This window comes from Microbacterium sp. bgisy207 (assembly GCF_965345035.1).
In the GTDB taxonomy this organism is placed as follows: Bacteria; Actinomycetota; Actinomycetes; order Actinomycetales; family Microbacteriaceae; genus Microbacterium.
In genome coordinates, this window is the sequence record NZ_CBDRMG010000007.1 from 22,867 (window position 1) to 47,359 (window position 24,493).

The window sequence follows — 24,493 nt, forward strand, 5'->3', positions numbered from 1 at the left end:
TGAACGGCGTACACGACCTCAGGCGCCGTGCGACTTGCCTGCCGACCCGAGCTGCTGCGTCGCCTCCACGACACGGGCGGCCATCGCCGACTCGGCGATCTTGCCCCACGCTCGCGGGTCGTAGGCCTTCTTGTTCCCGACCTCGCCGTCGACCTTGAGCACGCCGTCGTAGTTGCTGAACATGAAACCCGCGACCGACCGCGTGAACGCGTACTGGGTGTCGGTGTCGATGTTCATCTTGATGACGCCGTTGGCAACGGCCAGGGCGATCTCCTCATCGGTCGAACCGCTGCCGCCGTGGAAGACGAGATCGAGCGGCTTTGCCGAGGTGCCGAACGCGGCGGCGATACCCTCCTGGATCTCGCCGAGCAGCTCCGGCTTGAGCTTGACGTTCCCCGGCTTGTAGACGCCGTGGACGTTCCCGAACGTGAGCGCCGCGATCCAGCGCCCCTGCTCGCCCAGGCCGAGCGCTTCCACGACCTGCGTCACGTCGCCGGTGGTGGTGTAGAGGGCGTCGTTGGTGCCCTCGTGCTTGACGCCATCCTCTTCCCCGCCGACGACACCGATCTCGACCTCGAGGATCGCGTTGATGTTCTTGAGCCGCGGGAGAAGTTCCTTGGCGATCTCGATGTTCTCGGCGAGCGGCACCGCCGACCCGTCCCACATGTGGGACTGGAAGATGGGCTCGCCGCCTGCCTTCACCTGCTCTTCGGATGCCGCCAGCAGCGGAAGAACGAAGTCCTCCAGCGCGGGCTTCGGGCAGTGGTCGGTGTGCAGAGCCACGGTAATGGGGTAGTTCTTGGCGACTTCGGTCGCGAACTTCGCCATCGCCAGCGCGCCCGTTGCGCGCGCCTTCACGGTGTGGCCGGCGAAGTAGTCCGCGCCGCCGGTGGTGACCTGCAGGATGCCGTCAGAGCCAGCCTCTGTCAGACCCTGGAGCACCGCATTGATCGACTGCGAACTGGACACGTTGATGGCCGGATATGCGAACCCGCCCGCTTTCGCGCGATCGAGCATCTCGGCGTACTGGTCGGGGGTTGCCACGGGCATGAGTGCGCTCCTTGTCGGGGGGATTCACCTCGGTGGGGGTCACGGTCACTCTAGCGAAGCGCGTGCGCGCTCACGCAGACGGGAGCCGTGAGATTGATCGAGCCCGCACAGACGCTGAACCGGAACATGAAGGTTCTGCCATCTTGGCGCGAACTCGCCGCTCGACGCCTAGGGTGGCGCACATGGGAACTGTCTACTACGGAGGGTCGGCGACCCCGATCTACATCGATGACCTCGCGCTCGCGCATCTCAAGGTCGTGATCGCGACCAAGCTGCGCCGCGGCGAAAGTTTCACGGTGTCGTGGCAGCACCCCGATGATCAAGAACCCGGTCGCACCACGCTGTGGCTGCATCCGTCCATTCCGCTCCGGTTCGTGTTCGATGAGCCCGAGCCCCCGCCGCTGAGCCGCGAGTGGATCGAAGACCTCGCCAACTCCGCGAACTCCTCTGGCGGGATTCTCTTGGTCGCGCAGCACTTCGATGCGAAAAGCGAGCCCGTCGTGCGATCGTGAGTCGCGCGGTCGTGAGCCGTGCGGCCGGGTGATCGAGAGCCGACGGGGGCTCTGTCAAGGGGTGTGCGGACTGCGGCCGGCGGTTCTACCGTCACAACGGTGACTGATCCGAAGGAAGACGACCCCACCAGCCTACGCAACCAGCCCGCCATGCGGGAGGGTAGCGAGAAACGGTGGCTGATCGCCGGCGGCATCCTGCTCGTCGTTGCCGGAACCGTGTTCGCGTTCCTCATGCCGTTGCAGTTCGCCTCGGCGGGGATGGCGTTGGCGCTCCTGGTTGCCGGATACCTCGCGATGATCACCAGTGCGATCTACATCCGTTCGCCGCGGGCCAAGAGCATGACCCTCGCGTGGCTCATGGGCGCGATGGCGCTTTCGGCGGTCATCGGCCTCATCGTGCTGATCGCGCTCGAGTGGGCGGCGGGAGTCTCGAGCGGACACAGCGGCGCATAGCCGGCGCGCGGTTTCGCGAGCGGAAAGAACCGTGATTGTTGCGCGCGACGGCGCGCGAAAGAGGGCGGAGAGCGCAGGTGCCGTCGCTAGGGTGAAGGCATGGTGAGCCTGACCGCAGACATGAGCCCCTTGCATCCTGATCGGAACCTCGCTCTCGAGCTGGTACGCGCGACGGAGGCCGCCGCGATCAGATCCGTTCCCTTCATCGGCCGCGGTGCCAAGGAGGCCGCCGACGGGGCGGCCGTTGACGCGATGCGGGCCTTTCTCACGACGGTGAGCTTCGATGGCACGATCGTCATCGGCGAGGGCGAGAAGGACAACGCTCCCATGCTCTTCAACGGCGAGAGCGTCGGGAACGGGCGCGGCCCTCAGTGCGATGTCGCCGTCGATCCGATCGACGGGACATCCCTGACCGCGGCGGGACGCAACAACGCCCTTTCTGTGATCGCCGTGTCCGATCGCGGCACGATGCTTGACGCGTCCTCGGTCTTCTACATGGACAAGCTCGTCACGGGCCCGGCGGGCGTCGGCGTCGTCGACATCCGCCTGCCGATCGGTGAGAACATCCGGCTTCTCGCGAAGGCGCTGGGAAAGCCTGTCGACGAGATCGTGGTGTCGGTCCTCAACCGCCCTCGCCATGACCAGCTCATCGCTGACATCCGCGAGGCGGGGGCGGGCACTCGGCTCATGACCGACGGTGATGTCGCGGGCGGGATCAATGCGGCGCGCCATAACGCGCGCACCGATATGTGCGTCGGGATCGGCGGCAGTCCCGAGGGAATCGTGACCGCGTGCGCGATCAAGGCTCTGGGAGGACACATCCAGGGCAGGCTCTGGCCGCGCGATGACGACGAGTCGCAGCGCGCGATCGATGCCGGACTCAAGATCGGCGGGCACGTGTACGAGGCAGACGACATGGTGCAGGGCAGCAACACGATCTTCGTGGCGACCGGGGTGACCAACGGTGAACTCGTCGCCGGTGTTCGACGCGAGGGCGGTTATGTCTACACCGAGAGCGTCGTGCTGCGCGGGGCATCGGGAACACTCCGGCGCTTGTCTTCGGAGCATCTCGTGTCGAAATGGCTGTGATCGGCCGGCAGAGCTGTGATCGGCTGGCAGAATCGGGGGAGGCCGAACAGAAGCGAGGAGTGACGCGATGTCGACACCGCCGAGCGAGGACCGGAACCCGCGTACGGGTCCGCACACCGGGGCGCAGGCCGTGATCGCCGATGCCAGCGATCCCGCGCGACGACCCGACGTGTTCTTCCGGGTCCGTCGGCCGGAGGGTCACCAGCCGTCGGTGTGGTGGTCGATCGGCGCCTTCATCCTGGTGTCAGGCACCGTCATCGCGCTGCTCAGCCTCATTCCGGGCGGCGCGTAGGCGACTGGATCCGGCCGCGGATGTCGCCGAGATCGGCGGCGATGCGCACGCGAGTATCGGTGTCCGCAACGGTGCCGCCCGGTTCGTCGCCATCGCGGTCGTCAAGGAACTCGATCGCGGTCAGGTGACGCGGGGCCGACTCGATGGGGGCGGGTCCTGTCGCGGCATCCAGCTTCGTCTCATCGATGCCGGGGAACTTGCGCGCCGTGACGAGAACCCGAGACTCGAGCGTTCCTGCGAAGCGGTTGAAGGACTCGACAGTGCGCTCGATGGAGCGACGGAGATCGTTCGCGTGTGAGGCAAGGCCACCCAGACGCGCGAACAGCTCGTTGCCGAGATCGAACAGGCGACGTGCATCCGCGGTGACGTCCTGTTGGGTCCAGGTGTAAGCGACGGTCTTCAGTACGGCCCAGAGGTTGACCGGCGAAGCGAGGGCGACCCGCCTGCCGAACGCGTAGTCCAGCAGCGCCGGGTCGGCATCCAGTGCTGCCGACAAGAGCGATTCGCTCGGAACGAAGCAGATGACGAACTCCGGGCTCGAGGAGAGCCCTGCCCAGTAGGTCTTCTTCGCGAGCGCGTCGACGTGGGCTCGCACCGCCTTGACATGCTTGTCCATGAGCGTGCGCCGGGTCGCTGCGTCAGCGCCGGTTGCGGTGTCGGGGACGGCGACGGCCTCGAGGTACGCGTCGAGGGGGACCTTGGCGTCCACCGCGATCGCCTTGTCTCCGGGGAGCCGGATGATCATGTCGGGACGGCCGGTGCCGGCATCCGTGTCGATCGTCGACTGGATGTCGAAGTCGACGTGGCGTGTGAGACCGGCCGCTTCGACGACTCGGCGTAGCTGCGTCTCTCCCCACACGCCGCGCGTGCTCCCCGATCGCAGCGCGCTCGCGAGGCTCTCGGTGGTCGCACGCAACGCTTCGTCGGATTGCTGCGCCCGGCGCAGCTGCTCGGCGATCGTGCCGTACTGGCTCTGCCGCTCGCGCTCGAGCTCTGCGACAGTCAGCTGCATCGACTGGAGCGTCTCGCGTACCGGCTCCAGGGCGCGAAGCACCGACTGCTCTCGGCGTTCCCGTTCCTCGCGGGCTGCCTGATCGGCCCTCGTCTGTGCGATGAGCTCCCGGTACAGTTCCTTCTGCCCGTCGAGCTGCGCGAGCGCCGCCGAGTGCGCGGCTTCGGTCGCGGCGAGCCGCTCTCGGAGCGCGCTCAGCTGCACGGTTCCGCGCGCTCGCGCCCCTGCCGCGCCGAAGACCCACCCCGCGATGAGCCCGGCGAGCAGACTCCCGAGGATGATCGCCGACATCAGTAATGCGTCCATGTCGTCAGGATGCCGCGAGCCACCGACATCGTCGCCTCACCGCGCCGCGGCGTACTCCAGCCGGCCGGGGCCTCAGCTCAAGACCGTCTCGGTCGCTGCAGCAAACCCTTCCAGACGACCGAGCCGCACGCCGAGCGTCTCGGCAAGAGTGGTGATGTCGTGCGCACCCGCACGGCGCGCCGCGTCGATCGCGATGTGCGCGCACGCCACGGCATCCGCCGTCGCCTCGTGGTGCACAAAACCGGTGTATCCCGCCGCCGCCGCGGCAGCGGGCAGGCGATGAGAGGGGATGTCGTACGTGCGCCGGGACATCTGGACGGTGCAGGCGTAGACGAGATCGGGACACGGCGTCCCGGTCGCCTCGCACGCGCGGCGGATGACGCTCATGTCGAACCCGGCATTGTGCGCGATCGCGATGTCGCCTCCGATGAAGGCGACCACATCCGGAAGCTGCTGCGCCCACGTCGGGGCGTCGGCGACGTCCTGCTCGCGGATTCCGTGGATCCGGGTGTTGATCTCGAAGAATCGGTCATGGGGGAACGGGGGCCGGATGAGCCACCCCGCCGTTTCGACGACGACGCCGGCGCGCACGCGTGCCATGCCCACCGCGCACGCGGAGGCAGTACTGGAGTTCGCCGTCTCGAAATCGATAGCGGTGAAATCCAGTGGCACGGGTTCAGCTTCGCGCGCACCGCCGACATCCGCGCTCAGGCACGCCGGGGTCTGCCTGCCCCGCCCACGTAGACTGGTCCCTCGTGGCTCTCACCATCGGAATCGTCGGACTCCCCAACGTCGGCAAGTCGACCCTTTTCAACGCGCTGACCAAGAACCAGGTGCTCGCGGCGAACTACCCGTTCGCCACGATCGAGCCCAACGTCGGAGTCGTGAATCTGCCTGACCCGCGGCTGGCGACGCTCGCGGAGATCTTCGGTTCCGAGCGGATCCTGCCGGCTGCTGTGTCGTTCGTCGACATCGCCGGCATCGTGCGCGGGGCATCGGAGGGGGAGGGGCTGGGCAACCAGTTCCTCGCGAACATCCGTGAGGCGGACGCGATCGCGCAGGTGGTCCGCGGGTTCGCCGACTCCGACGTGGTCCATATCGACGGGGCGGTCGACCCCAAGAACGACATGGAGACCATCAACGCGGAGTTGCAGCTCGCCGACCTGCAGACCCTCGAGAAGGCGATCGTGCGCTACGAGAAGGAGGTCAAGGGCAGAAAGACCGAGCCGGTCGTGCTCGAGACCGCCCTGGCCGCCAAGGACGCGCTCGAGCGCGGCGCGCTGCTGTCGGCATCCGGCATCGACCTCGCCCCCATCCGGGAACTGGGACTGCTCACCGCCAAGCCGTTCATCTTCGTCTTCAACGTCGACGAGTCGGTGCTCACGGATGCCGCCCGCAAGGCCGAGCTCGAAGCCCTCGTCGCTCCCGCGAAGGCCGTCTTCCTCGACGCGAAGATCGAGTCCGAGCTGATCGACCTCGACCCCGAGGATGCCGCGGAGCTGCTGGCCTCGACGGGGCAGGAGGAGTCGGGGCTCGACCAGCTCGCCCGGATCGGCTTCGACACCCTGGGGCTGCAGACGTACCTCACTGCGGGGCCGAAGGAGGCGCGTGCCTGGACGATCGGGAAGGGCTGGAAGGCCCCGCAGGCGGCGGGCGTCATCCACACCGACTTCGAGAAGGGCTTCATCAAGGCCGAGGTCATCTCGTTCGCCGACCTCGTCGACGCGGGGTCGGTCGTCGAGGCCCGCGCGCGCGGCAAGGCGCGCCTCGAGGGCAAGGACTACGTCATGCAGGACGGCGACGTCGTGGAGTTCCGCTTCAACAATTGAGTTTCGCCCGGGCGAGAGTCCCCGGCATCCGCTCATGAACTTCGGAGAATGTCACCAAACTCGGAAGACTGCGCGTGAATCCTCCGATCTTGGTGACACTGTCCGAAGCTCGTGTCTGTCTGGTCCACCCTTCCCAGGTCGATGTCCGTGCCGGACTCGCCGCGCACCATGCTCCGGCCGGTATCAGCTCGCCCCGGCCTCTTCGGCAATGCCAGCGCACGAGGGACGGCGCGGGCATCGAGCAGCAGCCAGGCCAGGATGACGGTGTTCACGCTGTGACCAAGGCCCTGTCCGACGAGGATGCCGCGGCCGACCTGGCGGACAAGGTCCGGCTCGATGCCACCAGCATGCGGAGGGTCGCGGACTCGCTCAGGGTCACGGCGACGGCGCTTTACAAGCACGTCGCGAACCGCGAAGAGTTGATCGGTGGCATGCTCGACCGGCGCGTGGCGAGAATCGATGTGCCCGCAGGCCGCGTTCCCTGGCAGAACGCGCTGCGGGCGCGCATCCGGTCGCGGCGTGCGACGAGGATGCAGAGTCGCGTTTGCGCCGGATCTCCTCATCGACCGATTCGCGAGAATGCATGAGCAGGGATGGAGCCCCGGTCCGTAGCAGAGTCTCCCGCGATGCGGGCACGCGCGCCGCATGGCGGGTCCAGGACCTCTGATCCGCCGCGTTCGGCGGTCGCAATGACGTCTTCGACGATGGATCCTTGGGGGCACAACCCTATTCCGTCGGAGAACAAAGGAGTTCCCATGGCAACCACGCTCGCACGCCCGCCGTTCGACCCCGAGCTGGAGGCGGTGCTGGCCGTCCTGGCCGACATGCTGCCCCCGGCCATCACGCCGGAGATGATCCCGATGCTCCGGCAGGGGCTCCCCGGTGCTGTCCCGATCGAGGATGTCCTCGCCGAGGCCGGCGTTGAACGCGTCGACCACACGATTCCCGGTCACGGGGGCGACCTCATCGACGTGAGCGTCCTGCGAAAGATCGGCCACGCTGGCCCCGGCCCCGGCATCTTTCATACACACGGCGGCGGCATGATCATCGGTGACCGCTTCACGGGTATCGGCGGAGTCCTCGCGTGGGTCGTGGAGCACGACGCCGTCGCCGTCACCGTCGAGTACCGTCTCGCGCCAGAGTTCCCCGACCCGTACCCGGTGGAGGACTGCTACGCGGCCCTGGTGTGGACGGCGGATCACGCCGAAGAGCTCGGTATCGACCCCGAACGGCTCATCATCGCCGGTGCGAGTGCGGGCGGTGGTCTCGCGGCGGGCACCGCCCTCCTCGCGCGGGACCGTCGGGGCCCCGCGCTGGTCGGTCAGGTGCTCATCTACCCGATGCTCGATGACCGCGATGCCACGGTGTCGACAGCCCAGGTCGACGGCGTCGGCGTGTGGGACCGCACGAGCAATGTGACCGGGTGGTCGGCACTCCTGGGCGACCGTCGCGGGACCGACGACGTCTCGATCTACGCTGCGCCCGCCCGGGCGACCGACCTGTCGGGTCTCCCGCCTGCGTTCATCGACTGCGGGTCGGTCGAGGTGTTCCGCGACGAGGACGTCGCCTACGCGACGTCCCTCTGGCACGCGGGCGTACAGGCCGAGTTGCACGTGTGGCCCGGTGGGTTCCATGGCTTCGACCAGATGGCGCCCCAGTCCGCAATCGCGCAGGCGATGATCGCCGCTCGCGACGCGTGGGTGGCCAGGCTCCTCGCCCGGTAGCACCCGCGGTGGCCCCGCGTTCGCCCGGCGGGCTAGGGTGAGCGCGGAGCCTCATCGCGGAGGACTCCGAGGCAGGTGAGGCGTATGCAAGAGCTCGTTGGCCGCATCACGGCCCTCGATCCCGAGGTGAGCGAGACACTCAAGGTCATCACGTACTTCGACGCCCTCGTCGGCGCGGGAGCCGGGATCGATGCACTCCTGCGGGCTGCGGCCACCCTGTCCGGAGTCACCGCGGGCATTGTGCACCACGACCGAGTTCAGCGCCGTGACCCGTCCGGTCGGCGCGTCGACGGTGATCCGGTGATCCAGGCGCCGACGCGGGGCATCCCGGGTGGCCGCGTGTGGCTGGAACGCGGTGACACGCACATCGTCGGCGACGAGATGGTGGTCGAGCGGCTTGCGCTTGCGGTGACCCTGACTCTCGCCCGCCACGAGCCTGACGCGGCGGTGGAAATCGTCGTCGACGCCGATCGCCCGTTGGTCGATCGCGTCGCTGCACTCGCGCGCCTCCGGATGGATGGCTCGCGGCGTGTGCGCGCGGTTGCCTTGCCGCTTGACGACGACGCACCCGGTTCGGTGCCGCTGACCGCCGCGGCGGGTATCGTCCGAGTCCTCCTCGATGACGGCACCCGGGCAGCGCCCGCGCGCGGAGGGGTGGGCCCGTGGGTGTCTGCCGACCGACTGCCGGAATCGTGGGACGCGGCGACGACGGCTCTCCGCCTCACCGACTCCGCGCACCCGATGGTCGATGCCGGCGAACTCGGCGCTCTCCTGCTCGTTGCCAAGGCGTTCGATCCGGCTGCCCCGCCCGAAGACGTCACCGTGCTCGCGGGTCTCCCACGGCGCTCCCGCGAGATCCTCGACGCCCTGGTCAACACCGAAAGTCTGCGCGCCGCATCCGCCGCGCTCGGCATGCATCATTCGACGGTACAGGCGCGGCACGGGGCGCTCACCCAAGAGCTCGGCTACGATCCTCGTTCGTCGCTGGGTCGCGCTCGTTACCTCACGGCGGAATTGCTGCTGCGACTCTCGGAGCGCTGACGATCACGTCGGCGCCCTGGACGAACCCTGCGGCATCGCTCACGCGAGTCCGTTAGGGTCGTCCAGGATGCACGCCGCGCCGGGACTCCCCTCCCGACGGCGCGACGACAGGCACCCACCGCGAGAGGACTGAGACGGATGGCCGATACCGAGACGTTCGAGCCCGACGGGCGGGCGATTCCATACGCGGATGATCGTCGAGATGGACCCTCGCTCGTGCTGGTTCCGGGTGAGGGACTCAACATCGCCTACCTGGGTCCGCTCGCCGAGGCGCTCACGGAGGAGGACTTCCGTGTCGTGCGGATCGGTGCCCGTCGCCCCGAACCGGGAGCGAGCGTCACGATGCGCGAGCTCGCTCAGGATGTGGTCGATGTCATGGATCATCTCGGGCTCGAGTGCCCGTGGGTAGGTGGGCACGGCTTCGGCGGGACTGTCGCTCGTTCAGTTGCGATCGACCACCCGACACGCGCTGCGGGTCTGCTTCTGCTCGGCGTCGAGACCGGCGTGGATGCGTCGCCGGCCACATCGGAGATCCCCGCCTCGGCGCGGAACACGCAACTCGTGGCAATGCAGCGCACCGCGCGGGCGGAGTGGTCGCGAACGGAGGGGATCCCCTTGCCCCCGGCGATCCCGATCCTCGTGATCCAAGGCGCGATGGATGAGGTGATGCCGCCCGCGAACGCCGAGGCGCTTCGCGCGACCGCGCCGGAGCGGGTCAGCGTCGTCACGATCGACGGTGCGCGTGACCTCTTTCCCCTGACCCACGTCGGGGAAACTGCCTGGCCCATCGAGGACTACCTCGACTGGGACTGACCCGGCGTCGTCCCGTTGTCTCGTTGTCCTCACATCGTGTTCACGATGAGGCCGATGTGCGTGTAGAAGTTCAGCGCTCCGAAGAGCAGGAACGCGATTCCCGACAGGCCCAGGGCGATCCCGGTCACGTATTGTGCCGCGGTGCCGGCTCGCCCCCGACCGGTGTCGCGTGCCGCGAGCGGGAAGGTCAGCGCGCCGAGGCCGGTGATCGCGTACAGACCCGAGATGAAGATTGTCTCGACCCACGGCCACTGCGCGAAGAAGCCGGTCAGCGGCTCTTCGGGCGGTGCGGTAAACAGTTGGAAGGCGATGCCGGCGGCGGCGATCGCGATGAGTGAGAGCCCGAGGCCGACGATGATGATCGCGAGCGGTGCGGCCACCGCGGCGAGTGCCGCGCCGGGTCGTTCCGCCTCGCCCAGGGCTGTGCGCCTGCGCCACAGCACGATCGCGGCCGCCAGCAGCAGGACGCCCAGCGCCAGGCTCGGCTCCCCGAAGATGATGTTGTCGAACGGGAAATAGGCAGCGAACGGCCAGGTGAGGGTCATGTGCGCTCCCGTGATCGTCAGGATCGCTCCGAGCACCCCGAAGTTCACGGCGTGGCCTTCGGCCGAGAACGCCTGCCCGCGCGAGACCCGCCAACCGAGCAGGACGATCGAGAGCAGGCCGGCCCCGGCGGCGACAGCCATGATGGTGTTGTAGGTCGGCATCACTGTCCAGTCGATGGTCAGTCCGTCATCCATTTCGCCTCCTCAACGGGTGGGGTTCGCAGCGCCGGGTGACGCGGCGAACGAAAACCCTCCGCACGATACGGATGCCCCTCCCCGCTGTCAGGGGGGCTTGACAGTCCTCGCGCACCGTGAAGAGTACGGTGAGCGCAGCCCTGTCAAGGCCCGAGACGGCTCACTCGGCGGCCGGTTGACTGGCCGGTATGACGGACGCCACTACTGACACGACCGTGCGCGCCATCGCGCTCAACTGCACCCTCAAGCCATCGCCCGCCGCGTCGAGCACCGAACTGCTCAGCGAGCTGGTGATGGATGCGCTGACGGACCAGGGCGTGACCAGTTCGCGGGTGCGCGTGGTCGATCTCGACATCCGACCCGGGGTGGAAGCCGACATGGGCGACGGGGATGAGTGGCCGCGGGTTCGCGAGCAGATCATGGCTGCCGACATCCTCATCCTCGCCACCCCCACATGGGTAGGCCACATGTCCAGCGTCGCGCAGCGGGTCATCGAGCGGCTCGACGCCGAGATCTCGAAGACGGATGACGAGGGCCGGGCTGTGCTGGCCGGCAAGGTCGCCGTCGTCGTCGTGACGGGCAACGAGGACGGCGCGCACGCGATCATCGCGAACGCGTTCCAGGCGCTCAACGACGTGGGCTTCACGGTGCCCAGCCAGGGAGGTCTGTATTGGAACGGCGAAGCAATGCACTCGACCGACTTCAAGGATCTGGATCAGACCCCCGAGAACGTCGTGACGACGGCGAAGACGGTGGCGATGAACGCGGCTCATCTCGCGCGCACGCTACGGGCCAGGCCGTATCCCGCGCCCTGAAGCGCGCGTGGCTGCTCTGCCTGGGAGCTGTGCTGTGCGTCGCGCTCGTCGGATGCAGCATTCCCGCCGACCCCGACGGCACGACCGACCGCGTGCGGCACGGCGTGCTCCGGGCCGGGGCCTCCGCGGCCGGCGATATGGTCGTCATCGCCGGGGATGAGGTATCCGGGCCCCTTCCTGAGCTCATCGAGAGCTTCGCGACCGAGCTCGGCGCACGGGTCAGCTGGTCGATCGGCAGCGAGGAGCAGTTGGTTGATGCGCTCGAGCGCGGCGTTCTCGACGTGGCGATCGGCGGGATGAGTACCCACACGCCGTGGATGGACCGTGCCAGCGTGACCAGAGAGTACTGGTTGCCGTCCGGCGAGTCGTTCGTCGTTCTTCTTCCGCTCGGGGAGAACCGCTTTCAGTTGACGCTCGAAACCTACCTCGACGGAGTCGCGCCGTGAGGACTCTCGGTCGCACCGACCTTCCCGAGCAGCAGCAGACCGCGCTGCGTGCGGCGGTGCGATGGGAGTGGTTCACGATGGGCTTCACCGTCGTGACGATCACCCTGATGGCGTTCATCCTGGGCGGCTCGCAGGCCATGCGCACCGCGTGGATCGAAGACATGCTCTCGCTGCTGCCGCAGATCTCGTTCCTGCTCGGTCTGATCCTTGTGCGTCGGCGCCCGAACAAGGCCTTCCCTTTCGGGTACCACCGCATCATGGGGGTCGGTCACCTCGTGGCCGGCGTTGCATTGCTCGGCGTCGGCGGCTCGCTCGCAACCCAGTCCGTCATCGGTCTGATCACGGGCGAGCATCCGGCCATCGGAACGGTGCGGATCGCCGGCCACACCATCTGGCTCGGCTGGATCATGATCGCGTTCATGGCGCTCATTGCCGCTGTCCCGCCCCTCTACGGGCGCGCCAAGGCGCGGCTCGCCCAAACCCTTCACAACAAGGTCTTGGCCGCGGATGCCGACATGGCCAAGGCCGATTGGACCAGCAATGCCGCGACCATCGTCGGCGTGCTCGGCGTGGGGATCGGATGGTGGTGGCTCGACGGGGCTGCGGCGCTGTTCATCTCGCTCGGGATCGTCCGCGACGGGTGGACCAACTCTCGCGGCGCGATCGTTGACCTCATGGATCAGCGGGCGCGCTCCACGGACGACGCACGGGTCCATCCGCTTGCTGCGGAGTGCGCGGCACGGCTTCGTTCCCTCCCGTGGGTCGCGGATGCGGCGATACGCATGCGGGACATGGGGCAGGTCTTCCACATCGAGGCGTTCGTCGTTCCCCGCCGCGGCCGAGTCACCCTGTCCCAGTTGGACGACGCCCATGAGCAGCTGGTGGCAGCAGACTGGAAGGTCCAGGATGTCGTGGTGATCCCGGTACGCGTCCTTCCGGCGGAGGCGACCCGGGCTCTCGGCGAGCGCTGAACGCTCGCTGCCGGACGATGAGTGTCGCGCGCGCGGTTGTCAACCGCCTGCCGCATCACCGGTGATCCCGCGTAGGTTCTGGGCGTATGAAGCATGTGCATTACGCCGGTAGGTCGCTGTTCATGCACGACGACACGGCCCAAGCCCTGATCGATTACGCCCGTGTGCTCAGCGAGCACCAGACCGCGGATGCGATCACGGTGCCCGCGGTGAGCGCGGAGGGCAACCGGGTGAGCGCCACATTGCTCCTCAGCGAGGCAACCGCGTTCATCGTCGAATCCGTCGCGGGCGGCATCACTGTCGAGCCCGATCATGCGGCGCTCGAGGAGATTCAGCGGCGCACCGCGCGACTCGACGGCGCGCAGGGAGCAGCCCCCGACGACCCCTGGCCGCTCGAACTGTGATCGCGGGCGCTCATCCCTTGACGGCGCCGGCGCTGACTCCATCGATGATCTGACGCTGAGCGAAGAAGAACACCACGATCATCGGGATCGTCGCGATCACACTGGCGGTGACGATGATCTCCCAGTGCCACTCGCCGCCGAAGCCGTAGGCGTCCACGAGCCACTTCAGGCCCCGGGGAATCGTGAACGTCGTCGAGTCCCGCAGATAGATGAGCGCCCGCATGAGGTCAGTCCAGACCGCCTGAACCTCGAAGACCATCGTCACGGCCAGCGCAGGGCGCGTGAGGGGGAGTGCGATCCGCCAGAACACTGTCCACGCGTTCGCGCCGTCGACGCGCGCCGCATCGAACAGGTCCCGCGGTAGCCCGAGCATGAACTGTCGCAGCAGGAAGATGTAGAACGCGCTGCCGAAGAGGTTCTGCGCCCACAGCGGATAGAGAGTGCCCACGGCTCCGAGCGAGTTCCAGATGAGGAACGTCGGAATCATTGTGACGGCGCCGGGCAGCATCATGGTCGCCAGGACCAGTCCGAACAGCAGACCCCGCAGGGGGAACCGGTAGTAGGAGAATCCCCACGCGACCATCGCGCTCGAGACGGTGACGGCGACCGCTGCAAGAACCGTGACGATCACGGTGTTGAGGATCCACAACGCCAGGGGCGCCTCCTGCCACACGGTGATGTAGTTCTCGAGCGTGAAGGTCTTCGGGATGAGCGCATTGTCGAAGACCTCGCCGCGGGGCTTGAAGGATGCGCTGACGAGCCAGATGAAGGGGTAGGCGAAGATGCCGGCGAGCACCGTCAGGGCCGCGGTGATGCCGATCCGGGAGGCGCGCGCTCGTGGCTGCCGCCGACCGAACCCCTGAGGGCGACGGGTGCGTGGACGCTCGTCGGGCCTTCCGTCGGTATCGGCCGAGGTCCACAGCTCAACCGCCCCGGCACCGGGGGCTTTCTGCGCATCCGTCTCGGACTCGCTCGGCGGCGGAAGGACCTGGGTCATCGTGCGTCCTCGGCTTCGTAATAGACCAGCCGCCGCGAGACCACGAGCTGGATGACCGTCACGAGCATGATGAGCGCGAACAGCAGCCACGCCATGGCTGAGGCGTAGCCCATCTGGAGGAATTCGAACGCCTGTTGGAACAGATAGATGACGTAGAACAGGGCGGCGTCGTTGCTGTAGGTCGTGTTGCCCGCGCCGAAGAACGCCGTGTATGCCTCATCGAAGGTCTGCAGTCCGGCGATCGTGTTGACGACGACGATGAAGAAGATCGCGGGACTGATCAAGGGAAGAGTCACCGACAGCGATTGCCGCCAGAATCCGGCCCCGTCGATCTTGGCCGCGTCATACAGGTCATCGGGTACGCCCCGCAGGGCCGCGAGCAGGATGATCACAGAGGCCCCGATCGTCCACAGGCTCATGATGATGAGCCCCGGCTTGACCCATGCCGGGTCGGTGGTCCACGACGGACCGTCGATTCCGAACCAGCCCAACACCACGTTGATGAGCCCGTTCTGCCCGTTGAACAGCAGCAGGAACAGAACGCCGACGGCGACGGGGGGAGTCATCTTCGGGAGGAAGAAGACGGTGCGGAAGAACCCGGCGCTACGCCCCGCGCGATTGAGCAGGAGAGCGAGAACCAGCGCCACGATGATGTACAACGGCACCTGGAGTGCGGTGAACAGCACCGTGTTGCCCAGGGCCAGGGCGATCTTCGGGTCGGAGAACAGCTGCACATAGTTCTCGAGGCCGACGAAGCCAGGATCGTTGATCACGTCGTAGTCGGTCAGGGAGAGATACGCGCTGTAGATCAGCGGCCACGCGGTGAAGACACCGAAACCCAGAAGCCAGGGGCTCAGGAACAGGAACGCGGCTGCCGCGTTCCGGCGTCGTGCGCGCCGACGAGACCGTGCGCGGTCAGGTGGACGTGGCGGGAGCGAGACCCGGGAGGCGGCCAGTGCCACCTCACTGCTCCCCGTCGATCGCAGCCCATCCCGCGTCCAGTGCGTCCTGCGCGGTCCGCTGAGCTTGCGCGAGAGCGTCGGCCGGCTCAGCCTGATCGTTCAGGACACGGTTGATCGCGTCGAACAGGGCAGTTTCGAACTCGGCGTCGGCGGGGTTGGCCGGGAGCGAGAAGGTGTGGTCATTCGCGTCGTACATCGCGTCGATGCCCGAGTCCCAGGGTTCCCCCGCGGACGTCGTCAGCTCTCGGATCGCCGCATCCGCCTCAGCGTTTCCGGTGAGGATTCCGGTGAATGGCTTCCCCTCCGCCTCGCGCGCCGTCAACCGTGCGTCGGCCGCGGCCATCCACGCGTCGAGAGAGGTCATGCCGCGCGCGAATCGGCACGCCGCCTCGGGGTTCTCGGCGCCCGCAGGGATCGCCCAGGCCGAGCCCGACGCGTAGGCAAGCGGCTCTCCCGTGCGGTCGCGCACCGCATCGAAGGTCATCGGAGCGTCCGGGGACACATCGTTGAGCACGTTGATGTACCACTGCTCCATGGGCATCGCCCCGAGCGTGCCGCTGGCGAACTGGTTGCCGCTGCCGAAGAAGTCCGCCGAGTCACGGTACGCCTTGACGGCGCTGAACCCGCCTTGAGCGTCGTAGATCCCGGCAGCCCACTCGAGAGCTTCGACGGCCGCGGGATCGTCGAGCATCGCGGTTCGGCCATCGTCAGAGATCAGCGGCGCCCCGTTAGCCCGTGCCCACAGGGGGAAGAACTCGGGCAGTTTGCTGTCGAAGCCGATGACGCTGAGCGAACCACCGGTGCCGCGCGTGAGAGTCTCCGTCGCGGCCGTGACGGCGTCCCAGTCGGATCCGTTCACGTCCTCGATCGAGAGCCCCGCCTGCTCGAGCAGAGCCGAATTGGCCATCGTGACCTGCACGGAGTTGAACTCGGGAATCCCGTAGACCTGCCCGCCCAGTGTGACCTGCTCCAGCGCCGCATCCACGTAGGAGTCGGTGGGGATCTGCTCACCCTCGATACAACGGTCGAGAGGCAGAATGGCTCCCCGCGCCGCCAGCGAGCCGATCTGATCACGATTGGCGTAGACGATGGCAGGCGGGGACCCGGTAGCGACCGCGGAGAGGAACTGCTGCATGTCCAGTTCTCCCTCGATGAGCGAGACATTCACGCCGCTGAGGAGCCCCTTCGTGTACTCGAGGCGCGACGTTGCCACCTCGTCCACCCCGGAGAACCCCATGACACTCAGTTCGCCGGACAGCTCGGCATCCCTGTCGTACGAGGCATTGTCATCTCCGGCGCCCGCCGTGCCGACCGCGCAGCTCGAGAGGGTCAGCGCGGCCGTCGTCAGTCCGGCGACAGCCAGCGCCAGGGTCCGCGGTGCTCGCATGATTCTCCTTGCTTCCGGGCGGTCTCCGGTCGCGAAACGCGGCCGGAGAAGTGGGCAATAGAGCGACCGTAGAGCCGCGAAGCGTCTCTCTCCCCGGGGATTGACACCGCCGAGAAGACGGCGTAGCGGCGCCTGCACACTGACAGCGCGCTAGCCTGGGCACATGAAGGCACTCCGAACCGCCGGAATCTGGGCAGGCGTCATCGCCGCGATCATCACGGTGCTCGGGGTTCTCGCGACCGAACTCGTGTCGCTGCTTGCGGCGGTGTTGGGCGCGGTCGTGAAGACCGTGCCCAATCTCAGTGGTTCCGCAGCGCGTCGATGAGTTCGCCCTTGCGCAACGACGAGTAGCCGGAAAGCCCCAGCTCCTTCGCGCGCTTCTTCAGCTCATCGACGGTCCAGTCCTCGTAGCTTCCTGACTCGCCGCCCTTTCGACCGACGTCTGAGCGACCGCGATTGGCTGCCGCGTTGGAGATCCGTGCTGCCTTCTGCTTCGAGGCGCCGTCGTCGCGCAGCTCCTCGTACAGGTCGGGATCCTTCAGACTCGAGTTCCGACGTCCAGGCATGATGTCCTCTTCTCTGTCGGTGGCCGTCCGGCCACGGATGGCGGAGACGGGTGCGGTTTCCGCGTCCCCCGTTACAGTGCTCGTCCTCCCGTCACGGGGAAGACACCGCCTGACACGTACGACGCGTCGTCGCTGGCCAGGTACACGTAGATCCCTGCGAGCTCCGCGGGCTGTCCCGCACGGCCGAGCGGGGTGTCGCTTCCGAAGGTCGTGAGCTTCTCCTCGTCGAAATCCGTCGCCGGAATCAGGGGCGTCCAGATCGGACCCGGGGCAACAGCATTGACCCGGATGCCGCGTGGCCCGAGCTCCTGTGCCATGGCCCGCACGAAGGCAACCTGCGCCGCTTTCGTCATCGCGTAGTCCACGAGGCCGGGCGACGGATCGAAGGCCTGAATGGACGAGGTGACGATGATCGCCGACCCCGCCCCCAGGTGCGCCATGGCGGCCCGCGCGGAAAAGAGCATCCCGTAGAGGTTCGTGCGGAACGTCCGATCGAACTCTGCCGTCTCGAGATCCGCGAGGCTGTCGCGGTCACGCTGGTACGCGGCGTTCAGGACCAGGATGTCGATTCCGCCGAACTCGGTGACGGTGTCGGCGACGATCTCCTCCGCGAACGCCTCGTCGCGCACATCACCGCTGAACGACGCCGCGCGCACTCCTGCGTCTCGAACGAGGGACACGGTCTGCTCGGCATCCTCGTGCTCCTCCGGCAACGACGCGATGGCGACATCGGCTCCCTCGCGAGCAAACGCGATCGCGACCGCGCGGCCGATCCCCGAGTCGCCGCCGGTGATGAGGGCGCGACGGCCAGCGAGCCGGCCGTGCCCGACGTAGGTCTGCTCGCCGTGGTCGGGGACCGGGGCCATCTCGGTCTCCAGCCCGGGCTGTTGCTGTTCCTGCTCGGGGAAGTCGTCGGCGGTGTGGGCGGTCCGAGGGTCCTGGGGGGTGTCGTGTGAAGTCACGGGGCGACGATATGACCGGTCGGAAGGCCTCGCGCAGGGACTTGACCATTCCGCTTGACCCGGCTAGCGCATCACCGCGGGAGCACGTCGTCGGGGAGGTCACCTTCCTCAACGAGCGAGGTGGCCAGGCATACCGCCGAGAGGGCCGCGGTAACGGCGACCTCGGGCAGCGCAACCCCATGGGCGAGTGTCCCGAACCCGTGGGGGTCCACGAGCGTGATCGCGGCCAAGGCGCCGGCGACAATCGCGACGAGCCGGAGGCGGACACGCAGCGAGGATGGCGGGCGGCGGAGCCCGTCAAGGAGCATGACGACGAGGACGATGCGGGCCAGCGTCAGGGGAGGGTCGGCGCTGAGGAGCCCGAGGAAGACCGTGGCGCCGGGCAGGATACCCGCGAAGGCCGCAGCGGCCAGCCACGCCGCCACGGTGATCGCGACGATCCGCTGGATGTTCCGCGCCACCTGTGCGGGCGAGAACGAGCGGCTAGAATCGGACATGAGACCTCCCCGTGTCAAGACGTGACGGTACGCCGGGGACAGTCGAGTAGTTCGGGGGTTGCGCGCTAGCCAGGAGCGTGCCATCGTCCGCGGGAAACGAGTGGTCCGAACAGTGCCATAGGGGGTCCCGGGGGTCCTGGTCAAGACCCTCGCGCGCCGGCGCTTGCCGTGCGACGGTCAACCAGATCCGCACCACGGGGCGTCCCGATACGTCGGGCTGCATCCACCAATGGGAGAAGAAGCGGAATGGGAAAGTTCATTTACGACGGAAACGTCAAGGTCGATTTCGATGATCGGACGTTGGCTCACCTGCAGGTGGTCATCGGGACGAAGCTCAGACGCAACGAGGCCTTCCACTTCACGTGGAAGGACGACGCGAGCATCGGCAACGGCCGCACCACGGTGTGGGTCCACCCGCGGTGCTCACTGGTCTACAAGTTCTATGGCGGTAGGCGTCCGCAGCTGAACATGGCGTGGGTCGATGCCCTTGCGTACACGGCCAACTCTCCATCCGGCTTGTACGTCGTGCCCGAACCGAAGGAAGGCGACCCCGTGCCCGGAGGGAACCATGAAGCGCATTGACATCGTCTACGGCGGAGAGCTCTACAGCGTCGGCGGAAGAGAGTTCGAGGAGGTGCGCCAGGAGGTCGCCGACGGGATCGCCGACGGGTCGAGTTGGCTCCGAGTGAACGACGGTGAGGGCATGCGCCGCGAGGCGTATCTCTTGCTTTCTCCGGGGGTGCCGATCGCCCTCATCCCGGTTCCGGACGACGATGTCGAGGTGGCAGGCAATGGCGAGTGGAGTTCTGGCGACGATCGCTGAGCAGGACGGGACGGATGTCTTCGCCAGGCTCGACGCGTGGTGGCGAGCGGCCACGTACCTGAGCGCCGGGCAGATCTATCTGCGCGAGAACCCGCTGCTTCGCCGGCCTCTCACGCCGGCCGACATCAAACCGCGGCTTCTCGGGCACTTCGGCACCGTCCCCGGCTTGACTCTTGTCTACGCCCACCTGAACCGGGTGATCGTGGAGCGCGGGGCGGAGATCCTCTTCATCGCAGGACCCGGGCACGGCGGTCCCGCCCTGAACGCGGCAAGTTGGCTCGACGGCACCTGGAGTGCAACCTACCCGGACACGCCCCGGACGGAGGAGGGAATGCGCCGCCTGTTCGCGCAGTTCTCGGCGCCCGGCGGTATCCCCAGCCACACGTCCCCGCACGTTCCCGGGTCCATCCAGGAAGGCGGGGAACTCGGGTACTCGCTGGTGCACGCCTATGGTGCGGCCCTGGACGATCCCGATCTCGTCGTGGCGTGCGTGATCGGCGATGGTGAAGCCGAGACCGCCGCGCTGTCGGCGTCGTGGCAGTCGACGGGGTTCCTCGACCCGCGCACCGACGGTGCCGTGCTGCCGATCGTGCATCTCAACGGCTGGAAGATCGACAACCCCACCGTGATGGATCGGATGCCCGAGCATCAGCTGCGCGATCTCATGAGCGGTCATGGGCATGAACCGATCGTCGTCGACCTTCGCGACGCGGCCGACTCGCGCGAGACCCACGGCGTGCTCGCGCACGCGATGGACCGTGCATTCGACCTCATCGCGCAGATCCAGCGTCGCGCGCGAGGTGGGGGCGCACCGACATCCCCTCCGCCGCGCTGGCCCATGATCGTCCTGCGGACACGCAAGGGGTGGACCGGACCGGACGAGGTCGACGGCGAGCCCGTCGAGGGGACCTGGCGGTCGCACCAGGTTCCCCTGGAGGACGTCGCCTCCTCGCCGGAGCGGCTGGCGCTGCTGGAGCGGTGGCTGCGCTCGTACCGTCCGGAAGAGCTCTTCGACGAGCGGGGCACGCCCGCGCTCGCGGTGCGCGCGCTCGTGCCCGGGCCGATGGAGGCGACGATGAGCGGCACGCCCCGGGCCAACGGCGGTCTGCGACGACGAGAGCTCACCGTCCCTGCTCTTGCCCAGGAGGCCGTTGACGCAGGGCCGAGCGGCTCGGAGGCGTCGGCGACGACGGTCCTGGGGGACTGGCTCGGCGACCTGCTGAGAGCAAATCCCCGAGACTTCCGTATCTTCGCCGCCGACGAGTTGCGCTCCAATCGGCTTGCCCAGGGGGTACTGTCGGCCACCGCGAAGCAATGGAACGAGGGTCACCGGGAGGTCGATCAGGACCTGGCGACGCACGGCCGGGTGCTGGAGGTGCTCAGCGAACATCTGTGCCAGGGGTGGCTCGAAGGCTACCTCCTGACGGGCCGTCATGGCCTCTTCACCTCGTACGAGGCCTTCGTCCATGTCGTCGACTCGATGTTCAACCAGTACGCCAAGTGGCTCGAAGCTGCGGACACCTACCCGTGGCGCGCGCCGCTCGCGAGCTTCACGTACCTGCTCACCAGTCATGTCTGGCGTCAGGACCACAACGGGTTCACTCACCAGGACCCGGGGTTCCTCGACCTCGCCGCTCGCAAGAGCTCCGACATCGTGCGGCTTTCGCTTCCCGCCGACGCCAACACCCTGCTGGCGACGATGGAGCGCGCGGTGACCGAACCGGGCCGGATCAATGTCATTGTGGCGGGGAAGCACCCCGAAACGCAGTGGTTCTCGCTCGAGGCCGCGCGTCGGCTCGTCGAGGACGGCGCCGGCATCCTGTCCACCGCGAGGGATGACGACGCGCCGGACGGTGACGCCGACGACCCCGACGTGGTCCTCGCCTGCGCCGGAGACGTCCCCGCCCAGGAAGCGGTAGCCGCCACGGCGTTGCTGCGGGACGTTGCTCCCGCTATCCGGGTGCGGGTCGTCAACGTCGTCGACCTGCTGCGGCTTCGACCGGGTGAGCCCCAGAGCCTGGACGACGATGCGTTCGCGGCCCTCTTCGGCGTCGGCATCCCTGTGGTGTTCGCCTTCCATGGCTACCCGCATCTGATCAGGGAACTGCTGTTCGATCGGCCGCTCACCGGGGGCGTCACGATTCGGGGCTACCAGGAGCGGGGGTCGACGACGACGCCGTTCGACATGTTGCTGCAGAACCGGATGGACCGCTTCACCCTCGCCGCCGACGTTCTCGAGCGCTGCCGTGACGATGACGCGGACCGAGCGCAGGCCGTGCGCGTTCTCGCACAGCGGCGGCAGAACGCCGCTGAGTACCTCCACCGGCACGGAACGGACGATCCCTCGCTCACCTGAGCGGATCCCGCGTGATCACCCGTGAGACAGGCCGCGGGTCAGAGGAACGCCCGTGACGGACGCGAGGCTCGTGACGGTCACCCACCCGGCGGCCAGCAGCGCGGCATCCGTCCCGGGCTCAGGCGTGTTCGGGAGATCCTCGACCGCCAGGCTGATGTGGTGCTCGTCGCGCTCTGCGAGGGTCGTCTGAACGATGCCGAATGGCGCGAGGGCAGCCTCGACCACCCCGAGTGGATGTTCCCGGTTGGGGACGTTCACGTTCAGGATCGTGCCGACCGGCTCGGCCATCAGGTGCGGCAACAGGTCGTCCACAACGGAGACAGCGGTCTCCCACGCGAACGTCTTGGGCGCCAGCCCGACATCCAACGACACCGCGATCGCCCGGGCGCCGTGCAAGCCCCCGGTGAGCGCTGCGCCGACCGTCCCGGAGTGGATCACGGCACGTCCGACGTTCGCGCCGTGATTGACCCCCGAGATCACGATGTCCGGAGGTGTCCCGAACGCGCCACGGGCGGCAATGAGTGCGATCAGACCCGGTCCTGCGTGCACCGCGTGCGCCGGCACACCGTCGGCGCCAGCGAGCTCACGCCGGTCGACTCGGATGCGCCCATCGGACCGCGCCGCCATGATCGACGCGCTCGATCCGCTGGACTGAGCCGCGGGCGCTGCGATCACCGGATCGAATCCGACTCGACGAAAACGGCGTGCGAGGGGAGCGAGCCCCGCAGCGTCGATGCCGTCATCGTTCGTGATCAGGATGCGTGTCATTGGACTGCGCCCCGTTCGCGGTGTCTTCGGGGGTTGTCATGGAAGCGAGTTCGTCGGGCGTAACGCGGCCATCGGCGGGGGTGTGAGCGGACTCGAGCGCGCGAACGCTCACGTGCTCGCGAAGCCCCTCGATCGCATCGCGGTGCCCCGTCCCCAAGCCGTGTCGCGTGACATTGAGCGCGCCGGCTGCGGCGCCCAGCGTGAGGGCATCGCGGATGGTCTCACCACGCGCAATGCCAGCCACTACGCCGGCAGTGAGGGAGTCGCCCGCGCCGCGGTGATCGGCGATCTCGAATCGCGGCACAGAGATCTCCGCGAGTCCCTCGGCGTCCAGCAGAAGCGCCGGTTCGCTGGCCCGGGTGAGGATGACCGTCTGCGCGCCGCGCGCGCGCAGCTCGTGCAGGCGCTCGGTGACCGTGGCCGCTGAACCGCGCGCCTCGGTAGCTGCGAGCTCCTCGTCGCTGATCTTCAGAACACTCACACCCCCGCGCAGCGCGGCATCGAGTCGTGGACCCGCGAGATCGACGACGACTGTTGCTCCACCCCGCCGCAGATCGGAGGCGAGCCGATGGTAGATCTCCGCGGGGATCTCGTCGTGCGGCGGGCCGCTGAGGACGGCGAGCCCGCTCTCGATACCTCGGCTCAGCGCGAGCGAGTACAGCTCGTCCATCTCGTGACGGCCGGGTGCTGTCGCGTGCTGCTCGGCGATCGTGCGGCGCTCCCCGTCCCGTCGGTCGTGCACGTACGCGCCCCCGTGGTCGCCGCGGACGACAGCTTCGACGGTGATCCCCTCCCGCTCGAGGAGTGTGCGGATCACGAGACCGCTCTCCCCGCTCAGAAGTGCGCACAGCGTGACGTCCACACCGAGCAGAGTCAGCATCCGGGCCTGCCACACGCCCTGGCCTCCCGCGTGGAGGTGGATGTCATCGCCCGAGGCGTGGCTCTCGATCGTGACGGTGAGGCTGGGGGAGGGGGCGAAGACGGTCGCCGCGTTCACCGGCGCTGCCCTCAGGCGGTCTGGCCCGCGTGTGTGCCCTCGCCGATCTCTTCCACGAGCTTGTCGTTGAATGCCGGAAGGTCGTCGGGCGTGCGGCTCGAGACCAGACCCTGGTCGACGACGACCTCCTCGTCGACCCAGTGCGCCCCGGCATTTCGGAGGTCGGTCTGCAGGCTCGGGTAGCTTGTCAGGGTGCGGCCTTCGACGACGTTCGCCTCGATGAGGGTCCACGCGCCGTGGCAGATCACGCCCACCGGCTTGTGCTGCTCGAAGAAGTCCCGTGCGAAACCGCAGGACGCGGCATCCATGCGCAGATGATCGGCGTTCACGACGCCGCCCGGCAGGACCAGAGCGTCGAAGTCGGCAGCGTTCGCAACGGAGCTGTCGACATCGACGCTTTGCGTATGACCGTTCTTGCCCGTCACACTGTCCCCCGCGGGGGAGACGAGGCGTGCCTGTGCTCCGTGGGAGGTCACCGCTTCCCACGGTGAGGTCAGCTCGCTGTCTTCGAAGCCGTCGGTGACCAGGAACGCGACAGTGGTGCCGGTGAGATGCGACATGGGGATCCTCCGTTGTGCGAGAGTTCGTACTCAGTTGTGCGTGAGTTCGTACGCACACGACGGTAGGCAACCTGACCAGCGCGGGGCAGGGGCTTGCACGCGAGTGACCCACTCGCTACGG

General features: G+C 67.7%; 30 protein-coding genes. 17 read left to right on the top strand and 13 right to left on the bottom strand.

Annotated elements, in window-relative coordinates; translation table 11 throughout:
* Positions 1-18 precede the first annotated feature (18 nt).
* Positions 19-1,050, bottom strand: coding sequence for a class II fructose-bisphosphate aldolase (gene fbaA, locus ACSGC5_RS08020; RefSeq protein ID WP_434970122.1), 1,032 nt, complete (start codon positions 1,048-1,050; stop codon positions 19-21).
* Between the two features lie 182 nt (positions 1,051-1,232).
* Between fbaA and ACSGC5_RS08025 the strand changes: the two genes are divergently transcribed.
* The 4 genes from ACSGC5_RS08025 to ACSGC5_RS08040 all read left to right on the top strand — a co-directional run bounded on the left by ACSGC5_RS08025 (position 1,233) and on the right by ACSGC5_RS08040 (position 3,396).
* Complete coding sequence (locus ACSGC5_RS08025) at positions 1,233-1,562, top strand: hypothetical protein (RefSeq protein ID WP_434970123.1); 330 nt, start codon at positions 1,233-1,235, stop codon at positions 1,560-1,562.
* A gap of 99 nt (positions 1,563-1,661) precedes the next feature.
* The gene (locus tag ACSGC5_RS08030; protein WP_434970124.1) at positions 1,662-2,015 is read left to right on the top strand and encodes a hypothetical protein; all 354 of its coding nucleotides are present in this window, start codon (positions 1,662-1,664) and stop codon (positions 2,013-2,015) included.
* Positions 2,016-2,114: 99 nt separating this feature from the next.
* On the top strand, positions 2,115-3,104 hold the full coding sequence (glpX, locus tag ACSGC5_RS08035) for a class II fructose-bisphosphatase (RefSeq protein ID WP_434970125.1): 990 nt from the start codon (positions 2,115-2,117) through the stop codon (positions 3,102-3,104).
* Between the two features lie 67 nt (positions 3,105-3,171).
* Complete coding sequence (locus ACSGC5_RS08040; RefSeq protein ID WP_434970126.1) at positions 3,172-3,396, top strand: UDP-N-acetylmuramyl pentapeptide phosphotransferase; 225 nt, start codon at positions 3,172-3,174, stop codon at positions 3,394-3,396.
* Here ACSGC5_RS08040 and ACSGC5_RS08045 read toward each other — a convergent pair.
* Positions 3,377-4,714 carry a DNA recombination protein RmuC gene (locus ACSGC5_RS08045; protein ID WP_434970127.1) on the bottom strand — a complete coding sequence of 446 codons (1,338 nt, stop codon included), beginning with the start codon at positions 4,712-4,714 and terminating at the stop codon, positions 3,377-3,379. The two genes, ACSGC5_RS08040 and ACSGC5_RS08045, sit on opposite strands and share 20 nt — an antisense overlap.
* 72 nt (positions 4,715-4,786) lie before the next feature.
* A complete protein-coding gene (locus ACSGC5_RS08050) occupies positions 4,787-5,386 on the bottom strand; it encodes a 3'-5' exonuclease (RefSeq protein WP_434970128.1) in 600 nt (199 codons plus the stop codon).
* Between the two features lie 83 nt (positions 5,387-5,469).
* Between ACSGC5_RS08050 and ychF the strand changes: the two genes are divergently transcribed.
* From ychF to ACSGC5_RS08075, 5 genes are all read left to right on the top strand, one after another.
* Complete coding sequence (gene ychF, locus ACSGC5_RS08055) at positions 5,470-6,543, top strand: redox-regulated ATPase YchF (protein WP_434970129.1); 1,074 nt, start codon at positions 5,470-5,472, stop codon at positions 6,541-6,543.
* A 275-nt stretch (positions 6,544-6,818) separates the two neighbouring features.
* Entirely contained in the window at positions 6,819-7,130 is a 312-nt protein-coding gene (locus tag ACSGC5_RS08060) for a TetR family transcriptional regulator (RefSeq protein ID WP_434970130.1), read from the top strand.
* A 168-nt stretch (positions 7,131-7,298) separates the two neighbouring features.
* Positions 7,299-8,267: an alpha/beta hydrolase gene (locus ACSGC5_RS08065; RefSeq protein ID WP_434970131.1), complete on the top strand. Its 969-nt coding sequence runs from the start codon at positions 7,299-7,301 to the stop codon at positions 8,265-8,267.
* An 84-nt stretch (positions 8,268-8,351) separates the two neighbouring features.
* Complete coding sequence (locus ACSGC5_RS08070) at positions 8,352-9,308, top strand: hypothetical protein (protein WP_434970132.1); 957 nt, start codon at positions 8,352-8,354, stop codon at positions 9,306-9,308.
* A 138-nt stretch (positions 9,309-9,446) separates the two neighbouring features.
* Positions 9,447-10,121 carry an alpha/beta fold hydrolase gene (locus tag ACSGC5_RS08075; protein ID WP_434970133.1) on the top strand — a complete coding sequence of 225 codons (675 nt, stop codon included), beginning with the start codon at positions 9,447-9,449 and terminating at the stop codon, positions 10,119-10,121.
* A 29-nt stretch (positions 10,122-10,150) separates the two neighbouring features.
* Here ACSGC5_RS08075 and ACSGC5_RS08080 read toward each other — a convergent pair whose 3' ends face one another.
* Complete coding sequence (locus ACSGC5_RS08080) at positions 10,151-10,861, bottom strand: DUF981 family protein (RefSeq protein ID WP_434970134.1); 711 nt, start codon at positions 10,859-10,861, stop codon at positions 10,151-10,153.
* A 188-nt stretch (positions 10,862-11,049) separates the two neighbouring features.
* On the opposite strand from ACSGC5_RS08080, the gene ACSGC5_RS08085 reads away from it, so the two are divergent.
* The 4 genes from ACSGC5_RS08085 (at position 11,050) to ACSGC5_RS08100 (ending at position 13,497) form a co-directional block, all read left to right on the top strand.
* Positions 11,050-11,676, top strand: coding sequence for a flavodoxin family protein (locus ACSGC5_RS08085; RefSeq protein ID WP_434970135.1), 627 nt, complete (start codon positions 11,050-11,052; stop codon positions 11,674-11,676).
* Positions 11,677-11,705: 29 nt separating this feature from the next.
* On the top strand, positions 11,706-12,122 hold the full coding sequence (locus tag ACSGC5_RS08090) for a hypothetical protein (protein WP_434970136.1): 417 nt from the start codon (positions 11,706-11,708) through the stop codon (positions 12,120-12,122).
* A complete protein-coding gene (locus ACSGC5_RS08095) occupies positions 12,119-13,093 on the top strand; it encodes a cation transporter (protein ID WP_434970137.1) in 975 nt (324 codons plus the stop codon). Before ACSGC5_RS08090 ends, ACSGC5_RS08095 begins: the two co-directional genes overlap by 4 nt.
* 86 nt (positions 13,094-13,179) lie before the next feature.
* Positions 13,180-13,497: a hypothetical protein gene (locus ACSGC5_RS08100; protein ID WP_434970138.1), complete on the top strand. Its 318-nt coding sequence runs from the start codon at positions 13,180-13,182 to the stop codon at positions 13,495-13,497.
* 10 nt (positions 13,498-13,507) lie between these two features.
* On the opposite strand, the gene ACSGC5_RS08105 is transcribed toward ACSGC5_RS08100, so the two are convergent.
* The 3 genes from ACSGC5_RS08105 to ACSGC5_RS08115 are packed head-to-tail and all read right to left on the bottom strand — an operon-like array spanning position 13,508 to position 16,843.
* Complete coding sequence (locus ACSGC5_RS08105) at positions 13,508-14,494, bottom strand: carbohydrate ABC transporter permease (RefSeq protein ID WP_434970139.1); 987 nt, start codon at positions 14,492-14,494, stop codon at positions 13,508-13,510.
* A complete protein-coding gene (locus ACSGC5_RS08110; RefSeq protein ID WP_434970140.1) occupies positions 14,491-15,456 on the bottom strand; it encodes a carbohydrate ABC transporter permease in 966 nt (321 codons plus the stop codon). The genes ACSGC5_RS08105 and ACSGC5_RS08110 overlap by 4 nt, the downstream gene beginning before the upstream one ends.
* A 1-nt stretch (position 15,457) precedes the next feature.
* Positions 15,458-16,843: an ABC transporter substrate-binding protein gene (locus tag ACSGC5_RS08115; protein WP_434970141.1), complete on the bottom strand. Its 1,386-nt coding sequence runs from the start codon at positions 16,841-16,843 to the stop codon at positions 15,458-15,460.
* Positions 16,844-17,006: 163 nt separating this feature from the next.
* Between ACSGC5_RS08115 and ACSGC5_RS08120 the strand changes: the two genes are divergently transcribed.
* Positions 17,007-17,168, top strand: coding sequence for a hypothetical protein (locus ACSGC5_RS08120; protein ID WP_434970142.1), 162 nt, complete (start codon positions 17,007-17,009; stop codon positions 17,166-17,168).
* On the opposite strand, the gene ACSGC5_RS08125 is transcribed toward ACSGC5_RS08120, so the two are convergent.
* The 3 genes from ACSGC5_RS08125 to ACSGC5_RS08135 all read right to left on the bottom strand — a co-directional run bounded on the left by ACSGC5_RS08125 (position 17,143) and on the right by ACSGC5_RS08135 (position 18,868).
* A complete protein-coding gene (locus ACSGC5_RS08125) occupies positions 17,143-17,409 on the bottom strand; it encodes a DUF7218 family protein (protein ID WP_434970143.1) in 267 nt (88 codons plus the stop codon). The two genes, ACSGC5_RS08120 and ACSGC5_RS08125, sit on opposite strands and share 26 nt — an antisense overlap.
* 71 nt (positions 17,410-17,480) lie before the next feature.
* Complete coding sequence (locus tag ACSGC5_RS08130; RefSeq protein WP_434970144.1) at positions 17,481-18,371, bottom strand: SDR family oxidoreductase; 891 nt, start codon at positions 18,369-18,371, stop codon at positions 17,481-17,483.
* Between the two features lie 71 nt (positions 18,372-18,442).
* Entirely contained in the window at positions 18,443-18,868 is a 426-nt protein-coding gene (locus ACSGC5_RS08135; RefSeq protein WP_434970145.1) for a hypothetical protein, read from the bottom strand.
* A 246-nt stretch (positions 18,869-19,114) separates the two neighbouring features.
* Here ACSGC5_RS08135 and ACSGC5_RS08140 point away from each other — a divergent pair, with 246 nt between their 5' ends.
* From ACSGC5_RS08140 to ACSGC5_RS08150, 3 genes are read left to right on the top strand one after another with little or no spacing between them, the layout of a single operon-like run.
* Positions 19,115-19,450, top strand: a complete 336-nt coding sequence (locus ACSGC5_RS08140; RefSeq protein ID WP_434970146.1) for an ATP-dependent DNA ligase — start codon at positions 19,115-19,117, stop codon at positions 19,448-19,450.
* Positions 19,437-19,691, top strand: coding sequence for a hypothetical protein (locus ACSGC5_RS08145; RefSeq protein ID WP_434970147.1), 255 nt, complete (start codon positions 19,437-19,439; stop codon positions 19,689-19,691). Before ACSGC5_RS08140 ends, ACSGC5_RS08145 begins: the two co-directional genes overlap by 14 nt.
* Positions 19,660-22,047 (top strand): phosphoketolase family protein, encoded by a 2,388-nt coding sequence (locus tag ACSGC5_RS08150; RefSeq protein WP_434970148.1) that lies wholly within the window; start codon positions 19,660-19,662, stop codon positions 22,045-22,047. Before ACSGC5_RS08145 ends, ACSGC5_RS08150 begins: the two co-directional genes overlap by 32 nt.
* Positions 22,048-22,062: 15 nt before the next feature.
* On the opposite strand, the gene surE is transcribed toward ACSGC5_RS08150, so the two are convergent.
* From surE to ACSGC5_RS08165, 3 genes are read right to left on the bottom strand one after another with little or no spacing between them, the layout of a single operon-like run.
* Positions 22,063-22,815, bottom strand: a complete 753-nt coding sequence (gene surE / locus ACSGC5_RS08155) for a 5'/3'-nucleotidase SurE (protein WP_434970149.1) — start codon at positions 22,813-22,815, stop codon at positions 22,063-22,065.
* Positions 22,787-23,812, bottom strand: a complete 1,026-nt coding sequence (locus ACSGC5_RS08160; RefSeq protein WP_434970150.1) for a PfkB family carbohydrate kinase — start codon at positions 23,810-23,812, stop codon at positions 22,787-22,789. Before ACSGC5_RS08160 ends, surE begins: the two co-directional genes overlap by 29 nt.
* Before the next feature lie 11 nt (positions 23,813-23,823).
* On the bottom strand, positions 23,824-24,372 hold the full coding sequence (locus tag ACSGC5_RS08165; RefSeq protein WP_434970151.1) for a type 1 glutamine amidotransferase domain-containing protein: 549 nt from the start codon (positions 24,370-24,372) through the stop codon (positions 23,824-23,826).
* Between the last annotated feature and the right edge of the window lie 121 nt (positions 24,373-24,493).

Coding starts and splice junctions, on each gene's coding strand:
- ACSGC5_RS08075 (WP_434970133.1), top strand. CDS start 9,447: ATGGCCGATACCGAGACGTTCGAGCCCGACGGGCGGGCGATTCCATAC.
- ACSGC5_RS08085 (WP_434970135.1), top strand. CDS start 11,050: ATGACGGACGCCACTACTGACACGACCGTGCGCGCCATCGCGCTCAAC.
- ACSGC5_RS08115 (WP_434970141.1), bottom strand. CDS start 16,843: ATGCGAGCACCGCGGACCCTGGCGCTGGCTGTCGCCGGACTGACGACG.
- ACSGC5_RS08150 (WP_434970148.1), top strand. CDS start 19,660: ATGGCGAGTGGAGTTCTGGCGACGATCGCTGAGCAGGACGGGACGGAT.
- fbaA (WP_434970122.1), bottom strand. CDS start 1,050: ATGCCCGTGGCAACCCCCGACCAGTACGCCGAGATGCTCGATCGCGCG.
- ACSGC5_RS08140 (WP_434970146.1), top strand. CDS start 19,115: ATGGGAAAGTTCATTTACGACGGAAACGTCAAGGTCGATTTCGATGAT.
- ACSGC5_RS08105 (WP_434970139.1), bottom strand. CDS start 14,494: ATGACCCAGGTCCTTCCGCCGCCGAGCGAGTCCGAGACGGATGCGCAG.
- ACSGC5_RS08080 (WP_434970134.1), bottom strand. CDS start 10,861: ATGGATGACGGACTGACCATCGACTGGACAGTGATGCCGACCTACAAC.
- ACSGC5_RS08165 (WP_434970151.1), bottom strand. CDS start 24,372: ATGTCGCATCTCACCGGCACCACTGTCGCGTTCCTGGTCACCGACGGC.
- ACSGC5_RS08040 (WP_434970126.1), top strand. CDS start 3,172: ATGTCGACACCGCCGAGCGAGGACCGGAACCCGCGTACGGGTCCGCAC.
- surE (WP_434970149.1), bottom strand. CDS start 22,815: ATGACACGCATCCTGATCACGAACGATGACGGCATCGACGCTGCGGGG.
- glpX (WP_434970125.1), top strand. CDS start 2,115: ATGGTGAGCCTGACCGCAGACATGAGCCCCTTGCATCCTGATCGGAAC.
- ACSGC5_RS08145 (WP_434970147.1), top strand. CDS start 19,437: ATGAAGCGCATTGACATCGTCTACGGCGGAGAGCTCTACAGCGTCGGC.
- ACSGC5_RS08120 (WP_434970142.1), top strand. CDS start 17,007: ATGAAGGCACTCCGAACCGCCGGAATCTGGGCAGGCGTCATCGCCGCG.
- ACSGC5_RS08070 (WP_434970132.1), top strand. CDS start 8,352: ATGCAAGAGCTCGTTGGCCGCATCACGGCCCTCGATCCCGAGGTGAGC.
- ACSGC5_RS08025 (WP_434970123.1), top strand. CDS start 1,233: ATGGGAACTGTCTACTACGGAGGGTCGGCGACCCCGATCTACATCGAT.
- ACSGC5_RS08045 (WP_434970127.1), bottom strand. CDS start 4,714: ATGGACGCATTACTGATGTCGGCGATCATCCTCGGGAGTCTGCTCGCC.
- ACSGC5_RS08135 (WP_434970145.1), bottom strand. CDS start 18,868: ATGTCCGATTCTAGCCGCTCGTTCTCGCCCGCACAGGTGGCGCGGAAC.
- ACSGC5_RS08125 (WP_434970143.1), bottom strand. CDS start 17,409: ATGCCTGGACGTCGGAACTCGAGTCTGAAGGATCCCGACCTGTACGAG.
- ACSGC5_RS08065 (WP_434970131.1), top strand. CDS start 7,299: ATGGCAACCACGCTCGCACGCCCGCCGTTCGACCCCGAGCTGGAGGCG.
- ACSGC5_RS08100 (WP_434970138.1), top strand. CDS start 13,180: ATGAAGCATGTGCATTACGCCGGTAGGTCGCTGTTCATGCACGACGAC.